This is a genomic window from Sphingobacterium corticis (assembly GCF_042684745.1).
In the GTDB taxonomy this organism is placed as follows: Bacteria; Bacteroidota; Bacteroidia; order Sphingobacteriales; family Sphingobacteriaceae; genus Sphingobacterium; species Sphingobacterium corticis.
This window is the reverse complement of the sequence record NZ_JBHUMA010000008.1, coordinates 24,585-40,843: the sequence shown is the minus strand read 5'-3', so window position 1 is coordinate 40,843 and position 16,259 is coordinate 24,585. Positions and strand designations below refer to the sequence as shown.

13 protein-coding genes are annotated in these 16,259 nt (G+C 41.5%); 6 read left to right on the top strand and 7 right to left on the bottom strand.

Annotated elements, in window-relative coordinates; all coding sequences use genetic code 11:
* Positions 1–36: 36 nt before the first annotated feature.
* A complete protein-coding gene (locus ACFSQ3_RS14085; protein WP_380870210.1) occupies positions 37–2,070 on the bottom strand; it encodes a glycoside hydrolase domain-containing protein in 2,034 nt (677 codons plus the stop codon).
* Between the two features lie 177 nt (positions 2,071–2,247).
* On the opposite strand from ACFSQ3_RS14085, the gene ACFSQ3_RS14080 reads away from it, so the two are divergent.
* On the top strand, positions 2,248–2,667 hold the full coding sequence (locus ACFSQ3_RS14080; RefSeq protein ID WP_380870209.1) for a hypothetical protein: 420 nt from the start codon (positions 2,248–2,250) through the stop codon (positions 2,665–2,667).
* Between the two features lie 228 nt (positions 2,668–2,895).
* On the opposite strand, the gene dinB is transcribed toward ACFSQ3_RS14080, so the two are convergent.
* Positions 2,896–3,987 (bottom strand): DNA polymerase IV, encoded by a 1,092-nt coding sequence (dinB, locus tag ACFSQ3_RS14075; RefSeq protein WP_380870208.1) that lies wholly within the window; start codon positions 3,985–3,987, stop codon positions 2,896–2,898.
* Between the two features lie 112 nt (positions 3,988–4,099).
* Here dinB and ACFSQ3_RS14070 point away from each other — a divergent pair, with 112 nt between their 5' ends.
* From ACFSQ3_RS14070 to ACFSQ3_RS14050, 5 genes are read left to right on the top strand one after another with little or no spacing between them, the layout of a single operon-like run.
* Positions 4,100–4,882 carry an N-formylglutamate amidohydrolase gene (locus ACFSQ3_RS14070; protein ID WP_380870207.1) on the top strand — a complete coding sequence of 261 codons (783 nt, stop codon included), beginning with the start codon at positions 4,100–4,102 and terminating at the stop codon, positions 4,880–4,882.
* On the top strand, positions 4,866–6,695 hold the full coding sequence (locus ACFSQ3_RS14065; RefSeq protein ID WP_380870206.1) for a flavohemoglobin expression-modulating QEGLA motif protein: 1,830 nt from the start codon (positions 4,866–4,868) through the stop codon (positions 6,693–6,695). Before ACFSQ3_RS14070 ends, ACFSQ3_RS14065 begins: the two co-directional genes overlap by 17 nt.
* A 42-nt stretch (positions 6,696–6,737) precedes the next feature.
* Positions 6,738–7,742 carry an ATP-grasp domain-containing protein gene (locus ACFSQ3_RS14060; protein WP_380870205.1) on the top strand — a complete coding sequence of 335 codons (1,005 nt, stop codon included), beginning with the start codon at positions 6,738–6,740 and terminating at the stop codon, positions 7,740–7,742.
* Entirely contained in the window at positions 7,742–8,695 is a 954-nt protein-coding gene (locus ACFSQ3_RS14055; protein WP_380870204.1) for a hypothetical protein, read from the top strand. Before ACFSQ3_RS14060 ends, ACFSQ3_RS14055 begins: the two co-directional genes overlap by 1 nt.
* 38 nt (positions 8,696–8,733) lie before the next feature.
* The gene (locus ACFSQ3_RS14050) at positions 8,734–10,182 is read left to right on the top strand and encodes a serine hydrolase (RefSeq protein ID WP_380870203.1); all 1,449 of its coding nucleotides are present in this window, start codon (positions 8,734–8,736) and stop codon (positions 10,180–10,182) included.
* A gap of 11 nt (positions 10,183–10,193) precedes the next feature.
* Here ACFSQ3_RS14050 and ACFSQ3_RS14045 read toward each other — a convergent pair whose 3' ends face one another.
* The 5 genes from ACFSQ3_RS14045 to ACFSQ3_RS14025 form a co-directional block, all read right to left on the bottom strand.
* Positions 10,194–10,691: a peroxiredoxin family protein gene (locus ACFSQ3_RS14045; protein WP_380870202.1), complete on the bottom strand. Its 498-nt coding sequence runs from the start codon at positions 10,689–10,691 to the stop codon at positions 10,194–10,196.
* Positions 10,692–10,760: 69 nt separating this feature from the next.
* The gene (locus ACFSQ3_RS14040) at positions 10,761–11,144 is read right to left on the bottom strand and encodes a VOC family protein (protein WP_380870201.1); all 384 of its coding nucleotides are present in this window, start codon (positions 11,142–11,144) and stop codon (positions 10,761–10,763) included.
* A 215-nt stretch (positions 11,145–11,359) separates the two neighbouring features.
* Positions 11,360–13,957, bottom strand: a complete 2,598-nt coding sequence (locus ACFSQ3_RS14035; RefSeq protein ID WP_380870200.1) for an outer membrane beta-barrel protein — start codon at positions 13,955–13,957, stop codon at positions 11,360–11,362.
* A 152-nt stretch (positions 13,958–14,109) separates the two neighbouring features.
* Positions 14,110–14,808 carry a LytR/AlgR family response regulator transcription factor gene (locus ACFSQ3_RS14030; protein ID WP_380870199.1) on the bottom strand — a complete coding sequence of 233 codons (699 nt, stop codon included), beginning with the start codon at positions 14,806–14,808 and terminating at the stop codon, positions 14,110–14,112.
* A complete protein-coding gene (locus tag ACFSQ3_RS14025; protein ID WP_380870198.1) occupies positions 14,798–15,835 on the bottom strand; it encodes a sensor histidine kinase in 1,038 nt (345 codons plus the stop codon). The genes ACFSQ3_RS14030 and ACFSQ3_RS14025 overlap by 11 nt, the downstream gene beginning before the upstream one ends.
* Positions 15,836–16,259 lie beyond the last annotated feature (424 nt).

Below are 16,259 nucleotides of genomic sequence, written 5' to 3'. Positions count from 1 at the left end.
TTTTCAATGGTTTATTTTTTTGATTGAAAGCAACCCCTAATCAGAAGGGTTGCTGTAGTTAGATATCCAAGGTTGATCAAAGCCGAATTCGGTCGGTTCCGCGGAGGTGGTAATAAGCAATTCGCCACCGTTTGCCAATTCTTCCCGAGTTACCCAAACGCGATTTAGCGTCTTTCCATTTAATTGCACCTTTGCAATGTAACGATCGGCTGAGTTCCCTTTCTTTCGGATGGTAAGCACTTTCTTTACTTGCTGAACACGTACTTCTTCAAAGAACGGCACAGAAAGGTAATAGATTGGTTCGCCAATCAGCGGCTGATGCAGACCTATGGCAGAGAGCACCCACCAACCCGACATGGCACCCGCATCATCATCCATCGTACGCACAAATGCTTTTGGTTCATTTTTGTAAATACGATCAATATGTGCGCCGATTCCGCGGCTATTGTCGTTGAAATAATATTGTACGACCGTATCTAGCGCCAGCCTATGCACCCATTCTTGATAGCGCCAAGGTTTTGCGCTGGCGTGATACAGCGTGAATGACTGTAAATCCGGCTCATTCGCGCGGTTGAAATAATAATTATCATAAAAATCGTCTAACTGCTCGGTAAACGCATTTTTTCCTCCAGCTAATTCCGTTAAACCTGCTATATCGAACGGCACGTTCCAACGATATTGACGAATGGTACCTTGATACATATTTCGTGCAGACATCCGATCGACATCACGCTTCGTCAAATCTTTGAATTCCTTCTCCCAAACTGCTTTATAACTCATCGCACGATCTTTATACGTTGAGTTTTTGCCGTCGAACAATTGATCCATTGCCCACATATCATACGCTGCTTCCAGTGCCTTATCCGGTTTTGCAAAATCAAAACGTGCTGTATCGCGAATCAAAGAATCACGAATAGCTTTGAAATGAATATCATATCCTTTTCGCTGTGCATCCAACAGAACAACCGCAGCGTGTTCGGTGCGTACGGAATTGGCGGGCTCAGAGGGCCCTGCAAAATCGAATTTACCGAATCGATACAAATCAGAAATGGAAGAAGCCACCTGCTGGTACATTTTTGGAAAAGCCAATTCCAACAGCGGAAGCTGCGTTTTGTAATTATCCCAAATTGCCCAACCATGCAAACGTGGCGTTTTACTATTTTGAAGTTCTCCATTTGTTGCCCGATAACTTCCATCGGCTTCACTAATTCGGTAAGGCGATTGCAATGCGCGGTAAAACAAGGAATAAAACAGCTTTTCTTTTTCTAGATCGCCTTTTACTTGGATTGCTCCAAGCCAAGTATTCCAATCTTCTTGTGCTTTCTGTTTTAATTCGGTGTAGGAAGATTGCAGATTCCGCTCTAAACGCGCTAAGGCTGAAAGTGAATCCACCGCTGAGAATGCAATATTTAGCTCCGCTTCCTCCGTATCTTCAGGAAGTGAAACCCAAACTTTGTTTCCTTCGATGCGCCATTCGAATGCCAGCGGAATTTCGATCGCATAATAAATGGTGTATGTTCCGACATGGCATGTCGTTTTTGCTCGCACCGCGCCTACCAAACGGTCGCCTTGGCGTTCAAAATGATTATCGACGAATGCGTTGTTGAATGTATGTGATAAATCTAGGTAAAAGCCCTTCTTTCCAGCAGGAAAAGTGAATACTTCTTTCCCATAATCTTGGTAGGATGCGATTTTAGCAGAAACTCCTTCTTTCGTTTTAATCTCGTAAAAACCTGGCCCAGCGTTTTCGACTTCCTTATGTAAAACCGGAATTTCTTGGCCGGATCCCAAATAAGGTTGCACCAATAATACGCCGCCAGCTCCCTGACAACCTACGCCTTCCATACGATTGTGCGTAAATCCGCGAACTTCTTTGGCCAAATACTCGTAACCGGTATGCGTAGTCGGATTAGTCAATGGCACGATGCTCAACTGATGGAACGCGGAGGATGCCGCAGGCGACATTTGTCCATGATCGCCAGACGATCCTAAAAACACATTAACCTTTTCCACTTGCGCAAATAAGGTATGCGCACAAAAAATGAGATATAGCAAGAAGATTTTTTTCATGGGTAACTTAGTCGAAAGTATATTCGCAAATATAAAAAACGCCTATTAACAAGATGTTAATGAAAGCTAAAGGAGGTATTTAAAAACACATTCTTTACAATACCGATAAACAAATAATTATTTCCCTGATCACAGAAAGTTTTATTTAATTATATTTGATGATCTAACCATGAATCTATGCCAGAACTAATTACATTTCCATCTGTTATTATTGTCGTAGTTTGCCTGATTGTGCTATGTTATCATGTAGCAGCAATAAAGAAAGAACTATTAAAACAAAGCAAGTTTCAAAGCGCTATCCTTAATCGATTAGAGGCAGAACAAGCCGCGAACACCAATACCTTCCAAAACGCTTTATATAATCTACAAATTTTTGATTCTAAGAACCGTAATTTCCTTGTTCGAAATATTAATAGCAATGGATACGAAAAGTTGGCAGATGAATATATTTTGGCAACAAAGATGACATCAACGAAACAGGATGTAACATTAGAGATCATCAAACAAAGTGGCTTAGCCAAAGAACTGGCGTTGGTAGATATCAGTTTGAACGCCGGCGTTAATAATAAGATTGATATCGCGGAATACTTAGCGTGATTTAGGAATCATCGGGTTGAGAAGAAAAAGGAGTTAATCAAATAACTTTCGACTTTTAGGATCTTTCACATGGCTATTTAATGCCCATCGCTCGCCAGTAAGTGCAATTTTGTAGACCAGCCCAGACAGCGAGCGCAATAACAAAAATTACTGCTATATTTTTCATTTCATCAAGACAATAATTGTTTAGAAAGATTTGTTCGTGAACGAAGTTAATTCCGAAGATTTTTAAAACAAACTTAGCTGCCGACCTTCTTTTGGTATATAATCCGGACCTTTAAAATTGGACATGGTAACACCAAGAAGACGTACTCTGAGATTTTCCACATTTACTTTTTCCATTAGCTCTTGCACAACAAGATACATATCGTTTCCCCGATGTATGTCGTAAAAATTGGTTTTGCTTCGCGTGATTTGCGTAAAATCGGAGAATTTCACTTTTATAGTAATCGTTCTTCCTGACTTAGATTTATTCTCCAACCTTTTTTCCAATTTATCACAGAGCGTTTTAAATTCCAACATCATTTCGTCTCTGTCTGCAATATCGGCTGAAAAAGTATCCTCAATACCGATTGACTTGGAAATTCGATTCGGACGAACGGGACGCTGATCCTCACCTCGCACCATGTGGTAGAAAAACTTGCCCGACTTACCAAAATATCTTCTTAATTCATCTTCCGAAAAACGCTTCAAATCCGCACCCGTATGTATGCCCAATCCTTTCATCTTTTGTGCCGTCACTTTTCCTACGCCAAAAAACTTATCAATAGGTAGATTTTCTAAAAACGGAATCACCTTCGAAGGGCCAATAAAGGTCAATCCATTCGGCTTTTGATAATCAGAAGCAATTTTAGCAATGAACTTATTGATTGAAACACCCGCGGATGCAGTCAAGTTCAGTTCATCTTTGATCGCATCCTTAATCGCTTGCGCGATTTCAATGGCCGAACCTATTCCCGCTTTATCCTCCGTAACATCCAAAAAAGCTTCATCCAAGGACAAAGGCTCAATCAATTCCGTATAGCGCCGAAAAATCGAACGAATGTGATCCGAAACCTGCTTGTACACTTCAAATCTAGGTTTGGTAAACAGCAAATGCGGACACAATTGCAATGCTTGTCGGGACGACATGGCAGATCGTACACCGTACTTCCGCGCTTCGTAACTTGCTGTTGCGACCACGCCGCGGCCGTCGGGCGAGCCGCCCACCGCCAACGGTTTACCTGCCAATTCCGGGAAATCACGTTGCTCCACCGATGCATAAAAAGCATCCATATCGATATGTATGATTTTGCGTAAAACTTCCGTTGCGGACTGCATAATTCAAATGTACGGCAAAATTTGAAAACCTATGTCAACTTGTACTTGCGCAAACTTTTTACCATTTCGTCAGTTAATAGAGGGAGTCAAGAAATCCAAAAAAAAATATGCTATGGAGTTCAACTACCTTATTGAAACAACAAACAGTCCTTTCTGGGCATTCGCTGTACACGACGGCCATGATATTGATAAAGATTTGCATCCTTATTTAATTGCTGACGATGCAACGCGGTTGCGTGAAGAAGATCCCTATACGGGCAGTTTTGCGGAATTGCCTTTTAACCGATTTATTGTTGCGACATCGCGCTTTCAATTAGATTTGAATCGCATTCGGAAAGATTCGGTGTATTTACAGCCGGAGCAAGCTTGGGGCCTTTCTGTTTGGAACGAAGATTTGCCACGCGAACATGTCGAACAACTCTACGAAATCCACGATCAAACCTTTGCGAAAATCGATGAATTGATCCAATCTACGATTCAAGATCACGGCTACTTTGTAGTATACGATATCCACAGTTACAATGCGAAGCGACAAGATCAATTTGAATCGGTAGATACAGAAACCAATCCGGAAATCAATTTAGGCACAGCACATAATCATCCGAAATGGCGTCCTTTTATTGATCATTTCATACAATCTGTACGCGATCAGAACGTTGGTCTACCACCGATTGATATTCGTGAAAATGTAAAATTCCGTGGCGGTTACCTTGCCAAATATATTACCGATCGTTACGGCGCTTACGGGTGTGTGCTTTCGATTGAATTCCGAAAAGATTTTATGGACGAATGGACGGGACAGCTTTACCCGGAAAAGTTACAGAGCTACAAGCAGTTGCTATTGCATACCGCTGATTCCCTTCCCGATTTTTTTGCCCATGAAGAAAGAAAATAGCATACTGGAGAGCATCCTCCAAGATATCCACATGAAAAAACCTTTTCACGTACAACTGCCCGTGAAAAATAAGTTGGTTTTTAATAAAGTAGTTCCTTACCTATTTGTGTATCGCCAAAACGACCACCGCGACCCGATGCTTGCGGAATTGGTAAAAACGGAATATGCACATTTGGCGATCCATGATGAATCATTTCCGGCTCAGCAATGGGTAGAACCCATAGCGCAAAAATTGGTCGAGGAGTTTGGAGGTTGCCTGATTGTCGAAGCTTGGGTGGCTCCACCCACGCAGCGAAATGACATTGACATTATCATTAATCGAAAAAACATTCAAAGCGTAGCGCAGTACCTATTAAAACATATACAAGCGGAGCATTCGGCCATGTCTGCTGAAGTAATAAGTAGCACGAAATCCGTAGGTCCGACGGACACGTCGATGCTTATCGATTTCAAAGAAAAGAAAAATAGTCAGGTGCAATACATTGGAATTCGTGTGAAAGACACGTATTTACATAGTGATCATGAAGTACTGCCCATTCTGCTACGACAGTTTCGGGAAACATTATCAAAAAGTTTATCGCGTACCTTTTTCGAATTTATCCGTATCCATACCACAGCAAAGCCGACAGCATTTAAAATCACACATCCAAGCGAGCTAGCGCCGCAAGTTTGGGATATTGATCAAAAGTTAGCGAAAGAAAGTCAGCGCTTTGATTTTCTTCTGCTGGTAACTCCCATCAATGCGCACGATGCTTGGTTGCAATTTAAGAAAGATAATTTCAGAAAAACACCAACGTTTCAATATCGTCCGATGCCGATTGATCCGGATATTATCAAAAGAAATCTCTACAATCTACCGATTGAGGATTTATATGATCCGACGATCGCTTATCTATTTCGCGACAAACGTCGCGAACTGGACGCTATGATGACCATGTTGAGCGAGCGCGGCAAAGAGGGCTTCATGTTGGGGAGTTTGCAAATTTTTGGCAATGTTAGTGAGCGGTTGTTAGAAAAGGCAAAAGCGATTTTAACAATTACAGAAGATGAAGCGGTTTGGAAAGGCAATACCGAAGACATTATGGACGCCGAGGAGTTCGCCGCATTGGCCGAGCAAGAGATAAAATACCTCAAAGCGCAACATCCCGAATTTAGCAGTACGGTTCGCTTGCGCGACGATGTTTCCGGCATTATGGTAAATAATGGCGTTCTGAATATCAGCAAACAATACAGCCTACCGAGAAATCGTGCAAAGGCATTGATTCAGCATGAGGTAGGCACGCATATTGTTACCTTTTTCAATGGCAAGCAGCAACCTTTCAACTTGTTTAAACTTGGCGTTCCAGGATATGAAAAGTTGCAGGAAGGTTTGGCGGTTTTATCAGAATATTTGGTTGGCGAATTAACCAACGACCGCTTACGCACTTTGGCCGCACGCGTGATTGCGGTTCATAACATGATTGCAGGCAACGATTTTTTAGACACCTTCGATTTGCTCTCGGAGCATTACCATTTCGATCATCACACGGCATTTCACATGACCATGCGCGTTTACCGAAGCGGCGGATTAACGAAAGATGCCCTATACCTACAAGGACTAATCGATATGGTTAAATATATCAAAGAAGACAACGACATTGCGCTGCTCACCATGGGCAAAATCAGGAAAGAATACATTCCAATCATTCAAGAATTGATGTTAAAAGGCATTGTGAAACCACCGGCATTACAGCCTCGATATTTGGAAAAACCTTATATCGATCAATTGGAATCTTTGCGAAAAAGCTCCGGAATCTTTCAAATGATCCAGTAAAAATTAAGTAAAGGCTTTATAAATATAAACAGCGAAAAAACTATGAAAATAGCATTTGTCATCAACCAGACACACAAGGAAGAAGCATACTTCACGACCACGTCGCTGGCACTAAAAGCCTTAAAGCGCGGACACGAAGTGTTTTACATCGGCTTAGCTGATTTCTATTATGATCCAGAGATTGTAGTCGGTGCACATGCGCGACAGGTTTCTCCACATGAGAACATACAAGATGAGTCCGATTTGTTGCACGTAATGCGCGAAACGGAAAAAAGTTTAGTGAATCTAAAACACTTGGATGTGCTTTGGCTTCGCTTTGATGCGGCATCAGAAATGATCGGTCGTCCATGGGCGGCATCAGCAGGTTTGCAATTTGCGGAATTAGCACAGCGCGAAGGCGTTTGGGTCATTAATAACCCGGAAGCACTCACACGAGCGAGCAATAAATTGTATTTAGAGAATTTCGATGAAAGTATTCGACCGAAAACCATCGTTACGAGAAACTACACGGACGTGCAAAACTTCTTTGATAAAAATGACGAGAAGATTATTCTAAAACCTTTAAAAGGATCAGGTGGTAAAAACGTATTTTTGATCAATAAAGAAAGTGCGCAGAACCTAAAGCAAACGGTTGAAGCGATTGCACGTGATGGATATATCATTGCGCAGGAATACTTACCTGAAGCAAGCAAAGGCGATTTACGCTTTTTCCTTTTAGATGGTCAGCCGATCGAAATCGATGGAAAGTATGCGGCCGTTCGTCGCGTACAACCCGAAAACGAAATCCGTAGCAATGTGCATCAGGGAGCTACAATTCAGGTGGCAGATATCGACGAGGAAACATTGAAGGTGGTTAAACTTGTATCCGAGCAGTTAGTCAAAGACGGCATGTACCTAGTTGGACTGGATATCGTTGGTAGCAAAATCATGGAAATCAACGTGTTTAGCCCAGGCGCATTGCAGCAGGCATCCGAAATTAATGGAGTGGATTTCATGGCTGCGGTTATTCAAGATATCGAACACAAAATACACGAACGTAAAAAATAATGATGGGTAAACTTGGTTGGCTGATGATCAGCATATTGTCGTTTATTTCTTTGACAAACGAGCTGATAGCACAAACGTTAATCACCAACGAAGAATCCGAAAAACATCAAATAATCCCCGGCGCAAAGGTCAGCATGATCCCTTCGCCGGGTTTTTCTATTGCGGAAAGCTTTACTGGATTACAAAACCTATCATCGCAAAGCACCATCATGGTTATGCAGGTAAGCACACCCTATACCGAGTACATCAATCAAGCCATCCCAATAATCACGAATAACACACGATCAAAAATGACGGAACGTGCTTCGTACAACATCAATGGACTTCCTGCTAAATTATTCGTTGGTACGCAAAAAGGCGATAGCGATAGCTTGGTATTTAACCGCATCTTTTTGGTTTTAGGCAATGAAACGGAAACGATCGCTTTAAATTGTCATTATCCCCAGAAAGCAGATCGGGATGGTGGCGATAATGGCATACTGGAAACCATTCTTTCTGTCCGCTACCACCCAGAATTAACCATCGACCCGCAAGCAAATATGGGTTTCCGCATTAATACGGCCGGAACATCCTTTCAGTTTACCAGGAAAACAGGTTCTGCATTACAATTCGTACAACAACAAAAAAACAACTGGTCGCCCGCAGCATTTTTCATCGACCGCAAATCACTAACAAGCGAAGTGAGCGATAAAGCAACATTCATGCTTCGGCAGGTGGACGCGCTCTTTGAATTAGATAGCACATTATTCTCTCGCGATTTGCAAGTTCCTCAAGGTATAACCGCGCACGAAGTTTTCGCTGACTTGCGCAGCAAGAAGACCGGACAAATTACCCAAGCATATTTCATCACGCTATTCGGTGAAAATCGCGCCTATTCTATGATCGGCTACAATGTAGATGCTACAGCAATGGAAGAGATGAAAACCATCGCGCGTAGCTTGGAGATTTTATAAAATTGTATTCTACACAATTCTTTCCGTAATTTCGCAGTATGCATCAGACATTTGCTTTCATTTTTCTTTTACTTATCGCTCCTATATTCACAACAAAAGCGCAATCTGCAGACGAACGTTTGAATAGAGCGGTGTATAACCGGATTGAATATTTCTTTAATAGTCAACAACCAGATTCTATTTACAATTTGGCGAGCGATTCCTTTAAGGATCAAATCAGTCAGGAACAATTGAGCGGAACATTGCAACAGTTATATGCATTAGGGACCATCCGTAATGCGGAATTGGTAAAGTTCGAAAAAGGAATGGCGGGATATCGTTTGGATTTTGATACAGAACGTCTGATGCTCGTTTTGGGTGTTGATAGCACCCACCATTTCCATAGCATTTTATTCCAACAATATAAGGAGCAAACCCCGAAAGCAGAAGAAGAAAAATCTGTTGAGCAGAAAGTGGCGACACCGGTTAGCGAAGGCGAAACTTTCGAGTCTAAGATTGAAAAAATTGCAAAAAGCTATACGCAGAAAACGAATGCGCGTTCCCTATCCATTGGCATTATTCATCAAGGACAGATACAAACTTTCTTCTTCGGAGAAACCGATGATGGAAACGAAACACTACCCACTGAAAATAGCGTGTACGAAATTGGATCGATTACCAAAACATTTACCGCCACGTTATTAGCCGATTTAGTGGAAAAGCAAATCGTTTCTTTGGACGATAGCATCACGAAATTCTTGCCTGATTCTTTGGCACAGAATCCTGATTTACAAAAAATTACTTTCCGCAGTTTAGCCAATCATACCTCTGGTTTACCGGGTCTTCCAGATAATTTTACGAAAGTGAATGGTTACAAAAGAACTGATCCATACGCTACGTACGATCGTAAAGCGTTATTCGCTTATTTGAAAAACGTGAAGCTGGAGCATGATCCTGAAACGGAATACGTTTATAGCAATCTAGGTTTTGGTTTATTGGGCGAATTGATTTCGATTATCTCCAAGAAACCTTATGCGGCGTGCGTGAAGGAGTTGATTGCGCTGCCTTTACACATGCGAACAACGGACATCACCATCGATCCTAAAAACGAGAACATTCTAAAAGTTTTTAAAGACGGAGAAGAAGTTCCGAAATGGAGTTTTCAAGCATTGGCAGGTGCTGGCGCATTGAAATCTACGCTGAACGATATGCTTCGCTATGCTATCACACAACTTGCCGTGCCAGAAAATGACATTCAACGTGCCATGTCGGCAACGAAATTGTTCACCTTCTTTATTCCACCTAATATGGATATCGGCTTAGGCTGGCATACGAATTTGTTAGAAGATATTAGTTATTATTGGCACAATGGTGCTACAGCTGGCAGTTATTCGTACATCGGATTAATTCCGGACGAGCGTTCTGCCGTGGTTATTCTTTCTAATAGCAACGTGCCGTTGGATGATACTGCTCAAGAAATTATCCGCCAAGTAATCAAGAAAAAGTAGTTCCGATTCCTTTACGGGACAAGATGTTTTCGCATCTTGTCGGTGGCATTTGCTCCATCGTAGCTTTCGATCAATTTACCGCTTTCGGCAGAGTAGATATAGGTTGATGGAAACGTTTTTGGGTCGAACAAGGTAATGAATTCTCCAATAGAATCGCGCAGAAATAGCACATTCGGTTGATCGCACAAGTTCTTTGCGAAGCGATTGATGTAGTTATCTACATCTGCTTTCTCTAACATCGAAATGAAATAGAACGATGTATTTTTCGACCACGATTCGAAATTCTGCGAGATATCAAACCCAAGTTCCTGGCAATGTCCGCAACCGGGATCATAAAAAATCAACACATTTATACCTTGCTTCGACAAAGAATCCACCGTAAATGAATTCCCGTTGTCGTATCGCGTAAAAGTTTTAAACGCCGGAATGCCGGAACTTTCTTGCGCGAAACTTGAAGCTTGACCTACCAGTGTAATTAGAAAGATAACCCATATTAGCTTAAAATTCATTGTCATTCGAGTTAAGTATTCATTAAAGTACTATTAATACCGTTAAAGGCTATAATCTCATTTTGTAAGCTACTGCGTAATTACCTGCTTTAGCGCGATACGATTTCCTTCCGTGTCACCGATCTCGGCAATTGCATAACCAAGTTGCTTATTAATGGTTTTAGGATAAAGAATTTCAATATCAAACTGCATTGCGCGCTCGATAGTCTCGTTGATATTATTGGTATGAAAATATAATATTGCGCCATTTTTCGTCGGCTGATAGATATCTCCCTTTACCAATGATCCCGCAATTCCCTCCAAATCGCTATCAAAATAAATAAAAGCCATTTCGTAACCGTCAAGGATTTCTCTCTCCAAGGTAAAATCGAACACGCTTCCATAGAAATGTATAGCTCTATCCATATCCAAAACAGGAATTTCAAAATAAATGACAGGATTTGATTTTATCATAGCGGTAAAAAAGGCTTTCAACATCTTGCTTAAGGCGCTAATGGCAAAGATATGCGTTTCAATTCGTAAAGATGTCGTTCGTAGGATATCTGTTTGAATACGTAAATACGGATAGTTAACGATCGGAAAAAGACAACGCCTGAAGTACAGAACCTCAGGCGTTGATACAATCAGCCGCTAACTATTAGCTGATGAGCATGATATTAATTGTTGGATTATTGCATTTGCATATCGCCCATCGGATTCGCATTCCTGTTTCTTTTGAAAAGATTCATATCCATTTTACCGAAGCGATAGGAGAAGTTCAACTTAATCATCCGCGGATTGGACAAGCGATAGTAGCTTTGAGAGAAGCCTTCCCCAAACGATACGATCGTGTTGCCTCGCGTTGCAAAAATATCATTAGCCGATAAGGTAAGGGAAGCGACCTGATTTTTCAAGAAATCCTTTTTGATCGCTAAATCTACGCCGTGATATGGTTCAATATAGCCTTGAGATGAGCTCTGCGCAAGAGACGGAGGCCCGAAGCTTTGACCTTGATTAATCGGCATGTTTGTTTTACCTTGATATTCAAACGCAAGTTGTATAGTCCAGTGCTTTTTGAGCGTAAAATTGTTATTTAGCTTACCAAACACCGTCCATAGTGGATCTTGCGCATTTACACCATCACTAACCGTGATTTTTGAATTGTAAAAGTTCAAATCAGCCGTTAAGTCCCACCATGATTTTATATTGTTTGTATACGTAAACTCGGTTCCATAATTCTGTCCAGAATTTGCGTTGATATAGGTATTGATGAGGTCAAGGTTTCCAGTAATGGGATTGGTTTCCTGTGCTAAGAAACGGGTAATCAGGTTGCTCGTATGCTTGTAATAAAAAGTAGCAATAAATGTACTTTTGTTGCTGCTCCGGCTGTAGCTTAATTCGCCGGAGTTGGTAAATTCGGGAACTAGATCGGCGTTACCTCGCGTAATGTTTAAACTATCTGTATAATCTACAAATGGAATGAGTTGAAAGAAATTCGGTCGATTGACTCTACGCGTTCCGCTGATTTGAATTTCATCTTTGTCGGATAGCTTTTTACTTAAAAACAAAGACGGAAAAAGATTTAACGGAAAGCGGTTGCTAAATTCTTCTCCGGTGTTGATCAAGCGACCATCGTAAGCAGAGCTTTCCGTTCTAAGGCCAACTTTGTAGGAAAATAGATCCTTAACTTTCCCGCCAAGAGATGCATATGCTGCGTACACGCTGTTTTTGCTATCATAGTTTGCTGATGCGGCTTCGATATTTTCAAATTCGGTTTCGCCGACGCGTTGCAACAAGTTTTGATTGTTATTTGCCACATTATTAATCTGAGCACGAAGCCCAGTTTCTAATTTCATGCCGTTAGCAAATGGCTTTACATAATCGAGCTGAAAGGTAAAATTTTCGTTATCGCCATTACCGAAGTTACGTTGTATTTGCGTGCCACCGATCTGTCCAACAGTGTTAAGATAGTTGGTGGTAAACAAACCATCCGTCTCGTTACGTCCACCAAAGTAATTAACGTCGGCGGTAAGCTCCTCGCCTTCTGTGGCAAATTTTTGAATCAAACCAGCTTGAAATCCGCGTGGCTTAAAACTTCTTTCTGATTCAGCGATACGGTCACTCACCGATGATATCCTAGAAGAAAAATTGGTAATACGTGTGTTTTCTACCGGCTTAAAATTTCCGCCACCCATGATACCTGCTACAGAAAGCGTCGTCTTATCACTGAGGTCGTAATCCAAACCTAATCTTCCAAACGTGATCATCCCTTTTGTCTTGCTTTCAATGTCTTGCATCACCTGAGAACTCGTCCCATCCAATACGCTCGACCGATCGCTATTTCCTTCTATGTTATTACGTATACGCATGTTCATAGCAGTCAAGGAAAGATTGAATTTACCTTGTCTAGCATTGAAACTACCCATAAAATTAGAACCGCCTAAACGATCGATGCCGGCATTGACCATACCATTATAGCCTGTTTTTTTGTTTTTCTTGAGAACGATATTCAGAATTCCTGCCATACTGCCGGATGCATCATACTTCGCTGATGGATTGGTAATGATTTCCACCTTTTCGATCACGTCCGCTGGTATCTGGTCGAGTGTCAAAGTCGTTGGCCTACCATCTACAAAAAGTGTTGGTGCAGCATTTCTCAGCTTTACATTGCCATCAATATCGACTTGAATGGAGGGCATGTTTCTTAAAACATCAATGGCTGTACCTCCGGTAGACACAATATTTTTCTCTACGTTGAACACCTTCTTTTCCATATCGATTTCCAACAATTTCTTTCGCCCTGTTACGCTTACAGCGGCTATATCAGTTGCATCGCCCAATAAGATGATCGTGCCTAAGTCTTTATTGAATGCTGCCATAAATTTGGCGATTGTAGCTGCATCGGGCTTACCACCTGCTGGAGGTCCTGCAATGCTGTCGCGCTTCGGCATTTCATACTCCACCAGCATTTCGACCGTAGAGTAGCCGATGGCACTGATTTTTACCTTCAGTTTTTCGCTTAAGGGTACTTGCTCAAACTTGAAAACGCCGGCAGCGTTAGATACAGTCGACTGCACCAAGACCTCTTTGCTGGCACCACTCGTGCTATCATGGATAACTTTAAGCAGTACAACCGAGATTTGCGCTAATGATTCGTTGGTGTCATTTAGGATTTTTCCGGTCAAGGTACCTTCGGGCTTTCCGCCGGATTTATTTGCAAATGGATGTTGAGCATGTGCCGCGTAAAGGGAAAATGTCAGGACAAGGAGTGATAAAATTTTCTTCATGTGATGTGGAAATATCTGTCAGTTTCTGCTATCCATCAATTGGTAAATCAGAATCTATACAAAGATTGCCAGGATTAGATACTTCCGCAACAATCTGTAGACAAACGACGGGTATCTGTAGACCTTTATGCGTTCGAGGGGATGGCATTTGATCAAGAATTGAAATGTCGGATGGATTCCGCATACTTTTTACCGATGGGCAAACACGTTTCTCCTATATATAATTTGCTGTTGTGAATAGCCGAAACCTTGCTGGTATTTACAATGAATGAATTATGAATGCGAACAAAAGCATACTTGGAAAGCACCTCCTCCATTCCGCGCAGATTCATTCGCGTCAAAAGTGGTTGCGCTCGACTCAACAAGTGAATCTTCACATAATCTTTCAGCCCTTCGACATAACTAACGTCATCCACCAAAATCTTCACTTTTTGATACTCTACGTTAATGGTAAAGTAATCGCTCACTTGGTTATGCAATGCATTCTTGGCGATTTCCAATCGCGCAGACACCTTCTCCAACGCGATGCCCAATCGCTCTCTGCGGATCGGTTTGGTAAGATAGTCGACCACGTTTAATTCAAAACCTTCGACGGCGTATTGATGATAAGCGGTTGTAAATATGACCAAAGGAATAGTTTCTAGGCTTCGGATAAATTGGGTACCCAATATTTCGGGCATTTGGATATCCGTAAATATCAAATCCACCTCATGCGCACGCAAATATTCCCGAACAGGTAACGTACTCGTAAATTTGGCTAACACCTCAACATTCGGAAACATGGATAGATCATCTTCTAAGAGATTCAGCGCAAACGGCTCATCGTCTATCAATATACACCTAATTACCATGGCATTTTATATTCAGCAATACATCAAAAAATCCATTCTCTTTAGAGATAATAAGCTCATGTTTATCCGGATATAACAACTCCAACCGTCTCTTGACATTATTCAGTCCAATACCTGTGCTATCTTCTCTGCTAGCTTGTATCAAAATTTTATTCCTAGACTGAAAGATAATTCGATCAGGCGTTGTTTCAAAATGGAAATAGATATCCGGTGGCGTCTCGCTGTCGACACCAAATTTAAAGGAATTCTCTATGAAATGAATGAATAGTAACGGATGAACCCAATGATTTTGGAGATCCGGTGCAACGGATAGTTCGGCTCGACCTTCAACGGGGAACCTTAATCTTTGCAGCTCCATAAAATTTTTGATGTGCTGAATCTCCATTTGCAACTCAACCCGATTATCGCCCACATCATAGAGAATATAGCGCAGTATTTCGGACAACTTGAAGATAGAATCTTCCGATTCCAACGGTTGCTTCCGCACTTGCCACCTAATATTGTTGAGGGTATTAAATAAAAAGTGCGGGCTGATCTGCAATTTCAACAAGTTAAGTTCTGCGGTGGTTTTCTGTAACTGAATTTGCTTATTCAGTTCTTTTTGACGGTCTTGTTCATTGTAAAAAAACAGCATGTTGCCGATAATAACACACAGAAAATAAATGATACTAGGACCGACAAACAATCGAACGACCACTAAACCTTCCCGTTCCATTTTGGCAAAGTCGCCATTCGGATTGCCAGCTATCAAAAGGTAGTTTATCGCGATATAGCAGAGCAAACCAGCTATCGTAAATAGAATAAACTTAGCGCGCTGGTGGAAGAAAAATTTCGGAGCTAGGTATTTACTCAGTAAATAAAACGCTGAGCAAAGAAAGCATACATTCAACGTATGCGATTTGAGAAGGTACGGATCGAAATCTTGCATCTTTTCAGGTTCATACAGAAGATTTACAAAGGGAAGCGTAAATATCATGAACCATACGAAGATGTGTACGTAGTAGTTTCGGAAGAAAGTTGCAATCATAAGTTGGACGCTATGTGAGCTATCGGGTGTAATCTAAAAATATTTTTGTCCCAAATGAATATTTATGCATAATAAAGTAACATTATTAAGCTCTCTTCAGCCATAAAATTCCGTACGCACTTATCTTTTACAGCAAAAACGCGCTCCGAAATATGATGGAGCGCGTTTAAATAATTTAAGAATAAGACATTTACCGTCGTCTAGGTGCTAGACGTTCATTCCCACCAGGTGCACGCCATTTTTTTCCCTTCCCCTTTTTATGATATCTTGCCCCATGATGTTTTCCTTTGTGCACTTTTGCGTGACCGTGTCTTGGTCCACGTCCATGTCTAGGGCCGTGTGTGTAGCACGACGAAAAGCTGAACAACATCGTGCAAGCAACCAAGATCATTGTTATTATTCTTTTTCCCATATTACGCATTTC

What these genes read in the sequence shown, in the direction of transcription:
- ACFSQ3_RS14065 (WP_380870206.1), top strand. Translation starts at nt 4,866, where the DNA reads ATGAAGAAAGAAAATAGCATACTGGAGAGCATCCTCCAAGATATCCAC.
- ACFSQ3_RS14030 (WP_380870199.1), bottom strand. Translation starts at nt 14,808, where the DNA reads ATGGTAATTAGGTGTATATTGATAGACGATGAGCCGTTTGCGCTGAAT.
- ACFSQ3_RS14050 (WP_380870203.1), top strand. Translation starts at nt 8,734, where the DNA reads ATGCATCAGACATTTGCTTTCATTTTTCTTTTACTTATCGCTCCTATA.
- ACFSQ3_RS14040 (WP_380870201.1), bottom strand. Translation starts at nt 11,144, where the DNA reads ATGATAAAATCAAATCCTGTCATTTATTTTGAAATTCCTGTTTTGGAT.
- ACFSQ3_RS14060 (WP_380870205.1), top strand. Translation starts at nt 6,738, where the DNA reads ATGAAAATAGCATTTGTCATCAACCAGACACACAAGGAAGAAGCATAC.
- ACFSQ3_RS14025 (WP_380870198.1), bottom strand. Translation starts at nt 15,835, where the DNA reads ATGATTGCAACTTTCTTCCGAAACTACTACGTACACATCTTCGTATGG.
- ACFSQ3_RS14045 (WP_380870202.1), bottom strand. Translation starts at nt 10,691, where the DNA reads ATGAATTTTAAGCTAATATGGGTTATCTTTCTAATTACACTGGTAGGT.
- ACFSQ3_RS14085 (WP_380870210.1), bottom strand. Translation starts at nt 2,070, where the DNA reads ATGAAAAAAATCTTCTTGCTATATCTCATTTTTTGTGCGCATACCTTA.
- ACFSQ3_RS14070 (WP_380870207.1), top strand. Translation starts at nt 4,100, where the DNA reads ATGGAGTTCAACTACCTTATTGAAACAACAAACAGTCCTTTCTGGGCA.
- dinB (WP_380870208.1), bottom strand. Translation starts at nt 3,987, where the DNA reads ATGCAGTCCGCAACGGAAGTTTTACGCAAAATCATACATATCGATATG.
- ACFSQ3_RS14080 (WP_380870209.1), top strand. Translation starts at nt 2,248, where the DNA reads ATGCCAGAACTAATTACATTTCCATCTGTTATTATTGTCGTAGTTTGC.
- ACFSQ3_RS14035 (WP_380870200.1), bottom strand. Translation starts at nt 13,957, where the DNA reads ATGAAGAAAATTTTATCACTCCTTGTCCTGACATTTTCCCTTTACGCG.
- ACFSQ3_RS14055 (WP_380870204.1), top strand. Translation starts at nt 7,742, where the DNA reads ATGATGGGTAAACTTGGTTGGCTGATGATCAGCATATTGTCGTTTATT.